9 protein-coding genes are annotated in these 13,221 nt (G+C 69.0%); 6 read left to right on the top strand and 3 right to left on the bottom strand.

All coding sequences use genetic code 11. The annotated features are described in order from the left end of the window. Positions 1–161: 161 nt before the first annotated feature. The gene (locus tag AC4H2G_RS14650) at positions 162–383 is read right to left on the bottom strand and encodes a hypothetical protein (RefSeq protein WP_494366472.1); all 222 of its coding nucleotides are present in this window, start codon (positions 381–383) and stop codon (positions 162–164) included. Positions 384–510: 127 nt separating this feature from the next. On the opposite strand from AC4H2G_RS14650, the gene AC4H2G_RS14655 reads away from it, so the two are divergent. Both AC4H2G_RS14655 and AC4H2G_RS14660 read left to right on the top strand, forming a co-directional pair. Continuing rightward, on the top strand, positions 511–1,965 hold the full coding sequence (locus AC4H2G_RS14655) for an Eco57I restriction-modification methylase domain-containing protein (protein ID WP_494366473.1): 1,455 nt from the start codon (positions 511–513) through the stop codon (positions 1,963–1,965). A 12-nt stretch (positions 1,966–1,977) separates the two neighbouring features. Then, positions 1,978–2,976: a BsuBI/PstI family type II restriction endonuclease gene (locus AC4H2G_RS14660; protein ID WP_494366474.1), complete on the top strand. Its 999-nt coding sequence runs from the start codon at positions 1,978–1,980 to the stop codon at positions 2,974–2,976. On the opposite strand, the gene AC4H2G_RS14665 is transcribed toward AC4H2G_RS14660, so the two are convergent. Together AC4H2G_RS14665 and AC4H2G_RS14670 are read right to left on the bottom strand one after the other, a co-directional pair. Beyond that, positions 2,944–3,954, bottom strand: a complete 1,011-nt coding sequence (locus AC4H2G_RS14665; RefSeq protein WP_494366475.1) for a helix-hairpin-helix domain-containing protein — start codon at positions 3,952–3,954, stop codon at positions 2,944–2,946. The two genes, AC4H2G_RS14660 and AC4H2G_RS14665, sit on opposite strands and share 33 nt — an antisense overlap. An 89-nt stretch (positions 3,955–4,043) precedes the next feature. After that, on the bottom strand, positions 4,044–4,268 hold the full coding sequence (locus AC4H2G_RS14670; RefSeq protein ID WP_494366476.1) for an IS3 family transposase: 225 nt from the start codon (positions 4,266–4,268) through the stop codon (positions 4,044–4,046). Positions 4,269–4,656: 388 nt separating this feature from the next. Between AC4H2G_RS14670 and AC4H2G_RS14675 the strand changes: the two genes are divergently transcribed. From AC4H2G_RS14675 to AC4H2G_RS14690, 4 genes are all read left to right on the top strand, one after another. Then, positions 4,657–5,394 carry a histidine phosphatase family protein gene (locus AC4H2G_RS14675; RefSeq protein WP_494366477.1) on the top strand — a complete coding sequence of 246 codons (738 nt, stop codon included), beginning with the start codon at positions 4,657–4,659 and terminating at the stop codon, positions 5,392–5,394. Between the two features lie 77 nt (positions 5,395–5,471). Next, positions 5,472–6,017 carry a DUF3090 domain-containing protein gene (locus tag AC4H2G_RS14680; protein ID WP_494366478.1) on the top strand — a complete coding sequence of 182 codons (546 nt, stop codon included), beginning with the start codon at positions 5,472–5,474 and terminating at the stop codon, positions 6,015–6,017. After that, entirely contained in the window at positions 6,014–6,799 is a 786-nt protein-coding gene (locus AC4H2G_RS14685) for an SCO1664 family protein (protein WP_494366479.1), read from the top strand. Before AC4H2G_RS14680 ends, AC4H2G_RS14685 begins: the two co-directional genes overlap by 4 nt. 138 nt (positions 6,800–6,937) lie before the next feature. Continuing rightward, on the top strand, positions 6,938–13,147 hold the full coding sequence (locus tag AC4H2G_RS14690; protein WP_494366480.1) for a GH92 family glycosyl hydrolase: 6,210 nt from the start codon (positions 6,938–6,940) through the stop codon (positions 13,145–13,147). The last annotated feature ends 74 nt before the right edge of the window (positions 13,148–13,221 follow it).

Raw genomic sequence — 13,221 nt, forward strand, 5'->3', positions numbered from 1 at the left:
TGACGCAGCGTCCTGCCAGTCGGCGTCAGGCCGCGCTCAGCCATGCCGATGTCCCGAGACATCGGTATTCCGATGTCGTGAGACACCCCATTCCGATGTCCTGAGCCAGGACACTGTCAGCCCGACCGTGTGATGTCGCAGGACATCCCGGATAGCCGGACCTACGTTTTTGTAGGTCCGGCTTTCTGCTTTCCGGGTGCGGGTCCGGGTGGGCGTCCGGTGCCTTGGTAGTCCTTGGTGGGGTCGAGGACGAGCTCGCGCAGGAGTTCGCCGGTGGTGGCGTCGATGATGCGGATGTCGAGGTCCTGGACGAGCAGCAGGACGTAGGTTCCGGCGTAGGTTCTGCCGACTCCGATGTGGTGCAGGTGGCTGGCGTGGCGCAACGATACGGTGCCGACGGGACGATGCGGTCGGTGCACACGCGGTCGTGGGTGTTACGGATGCGTTGGCCGCGGGTGCGTTCCCGGCAGGTTCCCCCGGGATGTCACCGGCGCCGCGTAACCTTCAGGCGTGACCTTGACTGAACGCACAGAGATGCGGCGACGAGATGCGCTGCTCTCGCTCGACGCGCAGGAGCAGGCGCGGCTCGGACAGTTCTTTACTCCGTCGGCCGCCTCGGACCTGGTCGCGTCGCTCGCGAATCTCGGCGTGCTACCGGCCGTCGTGCGGTTGCTCGACCCGGGCGCCGGAGTTGGTAGCCTCACGGTGGCCGCAGTTGAGCGACTCCGGCGCGAGCGACCCGACGTTGTGATCCACGTGGTCGCTGTTGAGATCGACGCTTCCGTGATCCCGATGCTCACTGAGACCCTGACGGAGCTCTGCGAGCAGGACGGAGTCACCGTCGAACTGGTGGTGGGCGATTTCATTACACTCGCAACAAGTGGTGATCCTCGCTTAGCCGAGCCATTCGATCTGGTGATCCAGAATCCCCCGTACGGCAAACTCGCGGCGTCTGATCCTAACCGTCGTGCGGTCGCGCGCTCGATCGTCGACGTGCCGAACCTCTACGCCGCGTTCTGGGCCCTTGGCGTGCGCGCGCTTCGACCAGGCGGTCAGTGCGTCGCGATCGTGCCGCGTTCATGGGCGAACGGAACCTACTTCGAGCCTTTCCGTGTGTGGCTGCTGTTGCACCTGGGCATTGATAGGCTTCACGTGTTTGAGAGTCGGTCAACAGTGTTCTCTGACGCAGGCGTGCTCCAGGAGAACGTCATCGTCAGCGGCACACGCGGGCGAGAGTCAGTAAGCGTCAACCTGTCGGTTTCCGTAGGTCACGCGGACGACGTGGTGTCGCAGATCGTACCGTTCGACGTCGTGGTTGAACCCAGTGATCCTCACCGGTTCATTCGTTTCACCGACGGTGCGATCACGATTCCGGCCGCGGCCACCTACACACTCGCGGACCTCGGCATCACAGCGAGCACCGGCCGCGTCGTCGACTTCCGCGCACGGTCGTGGCTCACGCACGACCGAGAGCCTGGAGCAGCACCGATGGTCTACCAGGGGAACATCCGTGGGGGCTCGGTCGAGCACCCTCGGGCCGAGGTCAGCAAGCCTCAGTATTACCGGGCTTCAGATCCGGTGGCGGCAAAATGGCTTGTTCCAGAGGGCGCATACGTCCTGATCCGGCGGTTTTCCGCCAAGGAGGAACCGCGGCGTGTCGTTGCCGGCGTGTGGGACGCGCCCGGGCCAGTTGCGTTCGACAATAAGACGAACTACTTGCATGAGCGGAAGCGTGGGATTGACTCCGATCTGGCGCGGGGACTAATGGTCTGGCTTAACTCGACCCAGCTGGACCAGGTCTTTCGCACGTTTTCCGGCCACACTCAGGTCAATGCGGGTGATCTGCGCGCCCTACCTTTCCCAAGCAGAGATCATCTGGTTGAGTTGGGCCGTGCACTCCCCAGCGGTGACCTCCTCGACCAACAACTCGTTGACAAGCTCGTCCAGGATGTCCTCGGTGATTGAGCTGGCATATTCGTGACTCTGACCACAGAGGCGACCGTTGCCGGCGCGCGAGCGCTACTCGCGGCATTCGGGTTCGACAACGAACGCTCGAATGAACGCTCCGCGCTGATCCTCCTTGCGCTGCTTGGGCTCACGAGAGCGAGTCAGTGGGGCGCAGCCACGAACGAGTCGTTTCGAACCGTCGAGATCATGTCTGCCGTCGCGAACGACTGGGGGACGGTCTGGAAGCCGAATACCCGCGAGACGGTACGACGGTTCACGCTGCACCAGTTCGTCGCGGCAGGCCTCGTGGAGTACAACGCGGACGACCCGTCGCGCGCTGTGAACTCTCCGAAGGCGAACTACCGCATCGCTCCAGCGGCGCTCCAGGTGATCAGACAGTGGGGTAGGTCGACCGCCTTGCCTGCACTCGCGGCCTATCTTGAAGAGCTGCCAGGGCAGGTAGCCGCGTACGCAGCGGCGCGGGAGCTCCACCGTGTACCCGTCGTGTTGCCAAACGGAGACGCCGTCACGCTCTCACCGGGTGGCCAGAACGTGCTTCTAAAAGCGATGGTTGAGGAGTTCTGTCCACGATTCACACCTGGCGGCACGGTCCTCTACCTTGGCGACGCGGATAAGGACGCCATCTATGACGTTTCGGGCTTGGCAGCGCTTGGCGTGATTCTCGATCAGCATGGGAAGTTCCCGGACATGATCGTTCATATGCCAGACCTCGGCTGGCTTGTGCTTGCAGAGGCCGCGTCGTCACACGGCCCAGTGGACTCGAAGCGTCACGCTGAGCTCGCCGAACTTTTTGGCAGTGCGAATGTTGGGCTCGTCTACATCTCATGCTTTCCCGACCGTGCGACGATGCGCGGATACCTTGCAGACCTCGCCTGGGAGACGGACGCCTGGTGCGCCGACGCGCCCGATCACATGGTACATTTCAACGGCACCCGATTCCTGGGACCGTATGATGAGCCGGGCGGCGCCGGAAACTCATCGCTCGTAAAGGGCTGGGAAGCCCTGTGATGCCATCCGAGCGACATCGTCATCGAAGTCGTTCGCGAGATACGTCGCGAACTCGGAGAACGGGCTGAACATCCGCGGCTTGAAGTAGGCAGCATCCCTAGTCTCGCGAGGTCGCTGACGCACGCTCTCAAGGTTGAGCAGCATGTCCCAGGGTCGTGCGAACCAAAGGCCGACTCCGATGTAGCGTTCGGTCGGCGCGGACGCTCGACCGATAACCTGCGCGTGCACAAGATAAACAGGAGCACCAATAGCGGTGGCGGCGGCGGCGATGTCGTCACAATCGGTCGTGTCGAGCTGGAACTGGGACATTGCGGCGCCCACTCCGCCGCGCGGAAGGGCACCCCGGCCACTCTTCAATTCGATTCCAAGCATTGACGTTCCGTCCTCCATGGGGACCACGAAGTCCGCCGCCGCGACTCGGTCGGGGTCAGATCGTCTGCCACGCTGCTGAAGCATGATGGGGTCAGTCTCGATGAGGCGTGCTCCGCCTGAGCCGAACGCACTCGTCCACGACATCTCAACGTACCTGACCGCCGCGAGTCCCCTGCCAATAGAGCGCATGACCCGATCGCACGTCCCACAGAGGAACCACTGTGCCAGCCGCACGGGCTTGAGCTCGTTGCAGTTCCCGCAGAATCCTTCGAGCCTCTCGGTCGACACCCACTCAGGTTCTCGGCCGCCGAAAGCGCTGAACGCAAAGTTGTTCCTGCACTCACCGCACAGAAAGTACAACCGCAATTCGGCGTCCCTGGCCGGCGCGAAGTGCCGGGCGCACTCGTACGCGGCGTACGGGTCGAGTGCTAACTTCCGGTTCTCGGCAGCGAGCGCGTCCACGATCTTGGCAAGGGCCTTCTCTCCGATACCTGGCAGCGCGAGCAACTGTCTCTCGTTCAGGCTGACGAGTTCCTCGACGTTCTCGATCCCCAGCTTGACGAGCCTTTCACCGAGCCCTCGCAAGTGGTCATAGATGTTGCTCACGGGCATGGACGTTACCTGAAGGTCTGCGGGCACTCGTGGCAGCCGAACGTGTGTCGTACGGCTGGCGCTGTGTCGTGCTCCGCCTACGTCTACTCGTTGACGGTCTGCGATGGAGCCTGACCGGCCGTCCCGAACTGGTCGATCCTGACCCGGTTCGACGGGCTCAGCGTTGAGGAACCGGGCTGCTGGCGGGTGGTGTTCTCGAAATCTTCGGGTGTGGCCCAGCGGAGCGCGGAGTTGCGCCGGCAGCGGTTGTGGAAGCCCTCGATGTAGTCGAAGATCGCGTTGGCGAGCTCGACTCGGGTGTCCAGCATGGGCGGTTGGGAGCCCAGTCGGCATGCGGTCCTAGAACGTCTCGATCAGGGCGTTGTCGTAGGAGTCGCCGAGGTTTCTGAGCGGGGGCAGTAGTCTCCTCCGACGTGACCCCCGGCTTGCCCGCGTCGACCTGCGCGCGCCGGACCCACTGCCGCAGCGTCTCGATCGAACCGATCCCGAACTTGTGGGCGACCTCCCGGGTCGCCTCGTACTCCGTGCCGTAGTTCGGTCGCACCTCGCCGACCATCCGCACTGCACGCTCCGCAATTCCGGAGGGTACTTCGAGGGACGTGCCATGACCATCACCCTTCCAAGGATCAGGTCCCCGGACACGCGGGGGCGACTCAGTCATGCGCTAGTGGCGCGGAAGCAACCTAGGCTCACGGCATGCCCACGCTCCTCCTTGTCCGCCATGGCCGCACGACCGCGAACGCAGGTGGCGTCCTCGCCGGTCGCGCGGGCGGAGTCCGGTTGGACGTCGTCGGGGGTGACCAGGCAGTCCGAGCGGCCGAGCGCATGGCCGGTGTACCGCTGGCCCGCGTGGTGACCAGCCCACTGGGACGCTGCCGCCAGACCGCGCGAGCGCTCGTCGAGCACCAGTCGGCGGCGCCTGAGTCGGTCGTCGAGCACGGCATCACCGAGTGCGACTACGGCCAGTGGCAGGGGCGCGCGCTCAAGGACCTCGCCGGTGAGCCGCTGTGGAAGGTGGTGCAGACGCAGCCGTCGGCCGCCGCGTTCCCGGGCGGCGAGTCGCTCGCGGAGATGCAGGCCCGGGGCGTCGCCGCCATCAGACGGCACGACGCGGAAGTCGAGGCGCAGCATGGGGCCGATGCGGTCTGGGCGGCCGTCTCGCACGGTGACGTCATCAAGTCCGTGCTCGCGGACGCATTGGGGATGCACCTGGACCTGTTCCAGCGGATCGTCGTCGGCCCGGCGTCGATCTCGATCGTGCGGTACGGGAAGCACCGGCCGGAGGTGGTGGCCACCAACACCGACGCCGGGGACCTTGCGTGGCTGCGCACGGTCGCTCCGGCCGGCGACGCGCCGGTCGGGGGAGGCGCAGGTCCGGGACAGCCCGACGACCCGAGCGAGGCAACCGACTCAAGCGACCCGTCGGCATCCTGACGAGCTACCTCCAGCCGTCGTGACCAACGACCGGAAGCCGTCCTGACGGAGGGCGCGAGCGCTCGTAGAGTGGTCGCATGCCCACTCTCGTCCACGAGTTCGACTGGCCCGACCGCGTCGTCGTCGGGACCGTCGGTATGCCCGGGTCCCGCACCTTCTACCTCCAGGCCCGCTCGGGCACCCGCACGGCCAGCGTCGCTCTCGAGAAGGAGCAGTCCGCCGTCCTCGCCGAGACCATCCAGCGCCTGCTCGACGAGCTGATGGCGGACCCCGACAACCGGTACACCATCCCCGCCGACGTGCCCGCGGAGCTGATCGACAACGACCCCCTCGACCAACCCGTCGAGGAGGAGTTCCGCGCCGGCTCGATGCGGCTCAGCTGGGACCCCCGCACGGCGCAGGTCGTCGTCGAGGCGTACCCGCTCGTGGAGGGCGACCCCGACCAGGAGGACGACGAGCCCGAGCCCGCCGAGGTGCTTCTGCTCAAGATGCCCGTCGGAACGGCGCGCGCGTTCGCCCAGCGCACCCGCGTCGTCGTGGGCTCCGGCCGCCCGCTCTGCCCCCGGTGCGGTCAGCCGATGGACGCCGACGGGCACGAGTGCGCGCTGCCCGACGAGGCGTGACGTCGCCGCACGTCGATCTCAGCGAGGCGTCGCTCGAGATCGTCGGACGCATCCGCGTCGCCTCGAACGCCACGTTCCGCGCCCGGATCGGGGACGTCGACGTGGTCTACAAGCCGATCGCGGGGGAGAACCCGTTGTGGGACTTCCCGGACGGCACCCTGGCCGGCCGGGAGGTCGCCGCGTACCTCGTCTCGGAGGCGCTCGGCTGGGGGATCGTGCCGCGCACGTGGCTGCGCGACGGGCCGATGGGTCCGGGCATGGTGCAGCTCTGGCAGGAGATCGACGGGACGCAGTCTCCGGTCGACGTCGTGCCGACCGACGAGGTGCCGAAGGACGGCGTGCGGACGGTGCTGGAGGGCGTCGACGAGGACGACCGGCCGGTGGCCCTGGTGCACGAGGACTCCGCGGCGCTGCGCCGCATGGCCGTGTTCGACGCCGTGGCGAACAACGCCGACCGCAAGGGCGGCCACGTCCTGCCGCTCGCGGACGGGCGACGCCTCGGCGTCGACCACGGTGTGACGTTCCACGTCGAGCCGAAGCTGCGGACCGTGCTGTGGGGCTGGGTCGGGGCGAGCCTCGACGCCGACGAGCTGGACGGCGTCACGCGGCTCCGGGCGGACCTCGGCACAGACCTCGACGGCGACCTCGGTCGTCGGCTGGACGGGCTGCTATCGCACGACGAGATGTTCGCGCTCGCCGCCCGCTGCGACCGGCTGCTCGCAGCGGCGCGCTTCCCCCACCCGGAAGCGGGCATGCCACCCGTCCCGTGGCCGCTCTTCTAGGTTGGTCCCGCCGTCGCGCCCGTCCGGCGTGGCGCAGCCCGCATCTCTTGACGCCCTCCCGATCGTCTGGCACCGTCTCGTGTGTCAGCGCTGTCATATCTGCGAGCACCGCCGCCCGCCCTCCACCGAAGGACATCGATGTCACTTCACAGAACGCACCCACGTCTGCTCCGGGAGAACGCCGGCCGGGCGACCGCCGCGACCGTCGCCCTCAGCCTGCTGCTCAGCGGCACGACGCTCGTCGCCGGATCGGTCGCCGCGCACGCGGCGCCCGCCGACCCGGCCGAGCCGGGCGACTTCTCGACGTCCTTCGAGTCCGGCGACCAGCCGCTCGACTGGACGAGCACGCCGGAGGCCGGCCCCGGTGGCCCGCGGGTCGACGGCGTCGTGGGCACCTCCGTGCTCGAGCGCAGCCCGAGCACGCCCAGCGGTGACGACGCGCTCGGCGGCGCGACGGACGAGCTCGCGTGGGAGGGCCCGTTCCAGAACGGCGTGGGCTCGGTGCCCGGGACGCTCGAGGACGCGACGACCGCCGACGGCGACCCCGCCCAGCACTGGGCGATGGAGGCGGAGGGCGAGACGTGGGTGCAGGTGCCCATGCCGACGCTCGAGCGCGGCGTCACGATGCGCGCCCAGGCGACCCTGACGGGGTCGGGCAAGGTGTTCCTCAACGTCTACAGCGGCGGCTCCGACGTCGGCGGCGAGTACGTGACGCTGACGGACGAGCCGCGGACCGTCACCGTCGACTTCGCGCGCCCCGCCACGGGCGGCGGCACCCCGCAGTTCCAGATCCGCACGCACGACGCCGCGGCCGTGGACGCCGTCATCTCCGGCACGTCGGTCCGCCGCCTGACCCCCGGGACGGTCGACTTCCCGGGCGACGTGACCGACCAGGTCGTGAACGTCACGGCCAACAACGAGAACCCGCCGAACGAGTCGGCGGACAAGCTCGCCGACGGCGACGTCGCGACCAAGTGGCTCGCGGGCGCGCGCACCGCGCGGATCACCTACGAGCTCGACGCGGCGACGACCGTCAAGGCGTACGCGCTGTCCTCCGCGAACGACGCCCCGGGCCGCGACCCGCGCGCCTGGAAGCTCGAGGGCTCCGTGGACGGGACGTCCTGGACGACGCTGGACACGCGCGGCAACCAGACCTTCTCGGAGCGCTTCCAGACGCGCGGGTACACCGTCGCGACGCCGGGTGCGTACCGCTTCTACCGGCTCGACATCACGTCCAACAGCGGGAGCGACGGCACCCAGCTCGCCGAGTTGCAGCTCGCAACCGAGGCTCTCGCGGACACGAACATGACCGCCGAGGTCGGGTCCGGCCCGAGCGCGGCGTACAACTCGCGGTCGGAGGTCGGCTGGACGGGCACGGGCGCGCTGCACTACGCCGGCAGCCAGACGGCGGACGGACGCGGCTTCGCCTACGACAAGGTGCTGGACGTTGACGTCCCCGTCGGCGAGGACACCGAGCTGTCGTACATGATCTTCCCCGAGGCGTCGGAGAACGACCTCGCCTACGCGAGCACCTACGCCGCCGTCGACCTCGCGTTCACGGACGGCACGTACCTGAGCGAGCTCGCCGCCGTCGACTCCCGCGGCGTGGCCCTGAGCCCGCAGGGCCAGGGCGACGGCAAGGCGCTCTACGTCAACGAGTGGAACTCCGTGACGTCCCGCATCGGCGACGTCGCGGCGGGCCGGACGATCGACCGGATCCTCGTCGGCTACGACAACCCGGCCGGACCGGCGGACTTCAGCGGCTGGATCGACGACGTCGAGGTCACGGCCGACCCGGAGGAGCCGACGGCGCAGCGCCCGTCCGACTACGTCGTCACCACGCGCGGCACGAACTCCAGCGGCGACTTCTCGCGGGGCAACAACATCCCCGCGACCGCCGTGCCGCACGGCTTCAACTTCTGGACCCCCGCGACGGACGCGGGCACGAACCGCTGGCTGTACCAGTACCAGAAGGGCAACGACGAGCAGAACCGCCCGTCGATCCAGGCGTTCTCGCTCAGCCACGAGCCGAGCCCGTGGATGGGCGACCGGCAGACGTTCCAGGTGATGCCGTCCGCGGCGACCGGGACCCCGGACGCGAACCGGTCGCGGCGCGCGCTGACCTTCAGCCACGACGCCGAGGTCGCCCAGGCCCACTACTACGGCGTGACCTTCGACAACGGCATGCGCACCGAGATCGCGCCGACCGACCACGCGGCGATGCTGCGGTTCACGTTCACCGGTGACGCGTCGAACCTCGTCTTCGACAACGTGAAGGACGACGGCGGGCTCACCCTCGACGCCGAGGACGGCGTGGTCTCCGGCTACACCGACGTCAGCACGCCGGGCAGCTCGGCCGGCATGACGCGCATGTTCGTCTACGGCGAGGTCGACCGGCCGGTCACCGGCAGCGGGAAGCTCACGGGCGGCGGTGGCGGCGACGTCACGGGCTACCTCAAGTTCGACACGTCCGACGACAAGGTCGTGACGCTGCGCCTCGCGACGTCGCTCATGAGCGTCGAGCAGGCGCAGCACAACCTCGACCTGGAGATCGCCGTGGACGACACCTTCGACACGGTGAAGGACCGCGCGCAGGACCTGTGGGACGACGCGCTCGACGTCATCGAGGTCGAGGGCGCGGACCACGACACGCTCACCTCGCTCTACTCCAACCTGTACCGCCTGAACCTCTACCCGAACTCGGGCCACGAGAACACGGGCACGGCGGCGGACCCGGTCTACCGGCACGTCGTGCAGTCCTCCGCGTCGAACAATCCCGCGCCCGAAGGGACGACGGCGACGACGACCGGCGCGCGCATCGAGGACGGCAAGGTCTTCGTCAACAACGGCTTCTGGGACACCTACCGCACCGCCTGGCCGGCCTACTCGCTGCTCTACCCGAGCGAGGCGGGGGAGATGGTCAACGGGTTCGTCCAGCAGTACGAGGACGGCGGCTGGGTCTCGCGCTGGTCCGCGCCCGGCTACGCGGACAGCATGACGGGCACGAGCTCGGACGTCGCGTTCGCCGATGCCTACCTCAAGGACGTCCCGGGCATCGACGTTCAGGGCGCGTACGACGCCGCGCTGAAGAACGCCTCGACCGCGCCCCCGAGCGCGAGCGTGGGTCGCAAGGGCCTCGACCCCGCCACGTTCCTCGGCTACACGCCGACGTCGACGCACGAGAGCGCGTCGTGGTCGCTCGAGGACTACCTCAACGACTACGGCATCGCGACGATGTCGAAGAAGCTGCTCGACACGAGCGGCGACGACGACCCGCGCCATCAGGAGTACGCGGACAACTACGAGTACTACCTGAACCGGGCGCTGAACTACGCGACGCTGTTCGACCCGGCCACGGGCTTCCTGCGGGGCCGCGAGGAGGACGGCTCGTGGGCCCAGTCCGCGGCGGACTTCGACCCCGAGGTCTGGGGCAACGAGTTCACCGAGACCGACGGCTGGAACTTCGCGTTCCACGCGGTCCAGGACGGTCGGGGCCTCGCGAACCTGCTCGGCGGCACGGACGCCCTCGGCGCGAAGCTCGACGAGTTCTTCGCCACGCCGGAGACGGCGTCCAAGCCGGGCTCGTACGGCGGCGTGATCCACGAGATGCGCGAGGCCAAGGCGGTCCGCCAGGGCCAGTGGGGCCTGAGCAACCAGGTCGCGCACCACATCCCGTACATGTACGCCTTCGCGGGCGAGCCCTCGAAGACGGCCGAGACCGTGCGCACCGCGATGGCCCGCTCGTTCACGGGCAACGACATCGGCCAGGGCTACCCGGGCGACGAGGACAACGGCGAGATGTCGGCGTGGTGGCTGTTCAGCGCGCTGGGCTTCTACCCGCTGCAGATGGGCAGCCCGTCGTACGTCATCGGCTCGCCGCTGTTCACGCAGGCGACGATCCACCTCGAGAACGGCAAGGACCTGGTGATCGACGCGCCCCAGAACAGCGCGGAGAACATCTACGTCCAGGGCGTGACGGTGAACGGCGTCGAGCAGTCGGCCACCCACCTCACGCACGAGCAGCTCGCCGACGGCGGCACGATCGTCTTCGACATGGGCCCGACGCCGTCCGCATGGGGCACCGGCGCGGACGACGCCCCGCCGTCCATCACGCAGGGCGACGACCTGCCCGACCCGCTCGCGGACGTCGCGCGGTCGGGCAAGGCCACGACGGGCGACGAGGGCGCGGACGGCGCGGCGCTGTTCGACGACACGTCCTCGACCGAGCTCGCGATCGGCTCGGCGCCGGTCACGTACGAGCTCACCGGCACCACGGCGCGGGCGCGGATGTACACGCTCACGTCGGCCGCGGCCGACGGCGCGGACCCCACGGCGTGGACGCTCGAGGGCTCGACGGACGGCGAGACCTGGACGACGCTCGACGAGCGCACGGACCAGTCGTTCGCGAACCGTCGCGAGACGCGCGCGTTCTCGATCGCCGACCCGCAGGTGTACCGGCACTACCGGCTGCAGGTCACCGCATCGACGGGCGGTGCGGCGACGATCTCGGAGGTCGAGCTTCTCGCGCACACCCCGAAGGTGAGCGAGCTCGCCGACGCGATCGACGCCGCTCTCGGAGCCGGCCGCATCCCGGCGGGCACCGCGGAGCGGCTCGGGGCGATCGTCGACGCGGCGCAGGAGGCGCAGGACGCGCACGACGCCGCAAGCGTGGTGGCGCAGCTTCGCGCGCTGCGTGCGGCGGTCGACACCACGGTCGCCTCGGAGCTCGACGACGAGACGCGGGCCGAGCTCACGCTGCTCCTGTCGCAGTGGCTCTCCGCGGGCACGGGCCTGGACGAGATCCGTGCCCAGGTCGGGGCCCTGCAGCGCAGCGGTGACGTCGCCGACGCGACCGCGCAGACGCTCGTCGAACTGGTCGACACCGCCCAGGAGCAGCTCGACGGCGCGCACGCCGACGCGCTGGCCGGGACGCTCGCGACCCTGCGCGGCACCATCGCCGACGCCGCGCCGGCCGAGGTGAGCGACCACGCCCGTGAGGTGCTGCTGCCGCTCGTCGTCGCGCTCGTCGAGAACCCGCCCGCGGCGCAGCGGGCCGCGAGCGCGGTGAGCACCCTCATGAGCGACTACGACCCCGAGAAGGCGTGGTGGCCGTCGAGCTGGTGGAACTCCGCCGTCGCGACGAACACCGTCATCGACTACATGAGCCGCACGGGCGACCGGAGCTACCTGCAGCAGGTGGACCGGACGTTCGAGCGGAACAAGGCGCCGTTCCCGGCAGGCGAGATGTCGGGCGACGAGCTGCTGGGCAACTTCACGAGCCGCGCGATCGACGACGCCGCCTGGTGGGGCCTCACCTGGGTCGCGGCGTACGACCTGACCGGGGACCAGAAGTACCTCGACATGGGGGTCACGATCGCCGACTACGTCCACGGGTACTGGGACGAGAGCACGTGCGGCGGCGGCGTGTGGTGGGACGCGGAGCGGACCTACAAGAACGCCGTGACGAACGGACTGTACGTCCGGCTCGCCGCCGAGCTGCACAACCGCATCGACGGGGACACGACGTGGCTCGAGCGCTCGCAGACCGGGTGGGACTGGCTCACCGCGAGCGGGATGATCAACGCCGAGGGTCTGGTCAACGACGGCCTCACGGGCGACTGCCGCAACAACGGCGGCACCGTGTGGAGCTACAACCAGGGCCTCGCCATCGGCGCCGGCCTGGAGCTCCACCGTGCCACCGGTGACGCGGAGCCCCTGGAGACCGCCGAGCGGCTCGCGGACGCGGCCCTGGCCTCGGACGCGCTCGTCGTCGACGGCGTGCTGACCGAGAGCTGCGACGCGCTCGACCGCACGTGCGACGACAACGGCAAGCAGTTCAAGGGCGTGTTCATGCGGTACTTCATGGACCTGAACGACACGACGGGCTCCGAGGAGCACCAGGCGTTCGTGGACCGGCAGGCGGCGACCATCTGGTCGCAGGACCGGGCGGCGGGCGACCGGCTCGGCGTGCGCTGGGCCGGCGGCGAGTCCGCCGAGCACCCGAACGTCTTCGACTGGCGCGCCCAGGCCAGCGCCCTGAGCGCTCTGATCGCGGCCACGCCCCAGGCTCCGGAGGTCCGCGTGGACGTCCAGACCCGGTGCGTCGCCGGGACGGCCTACGTCGCGGTGCGTGCGACGAACGTCGGGACCGGGCCGCTCGACGTCGGCGTCACGACACCGTTCGGCACGAAGACCTTCTCCGGGGTCACCGACGGCAAGAACGGCTACCAGTCGTTCTCCGCCCGCGCGAAGACCGTCGAGGCGGGCAGCGTCACCGTCACGGCCGTGCCGGCCGGCGGTGGGCAGCGCACGACGCAGGAGGTGGCGCACCCCGCGCAGACCTGCTGACATCGAGCACGCGGCGGTCGGGGTGACGGGTCCAGGACCCGTCGCCCCGACCGTGCGCGGTGATCCGGAGCGCG

It is taken from the genome of Cellulosimicrobium sp. BMG9.23, from assembly GCF_059159985.1.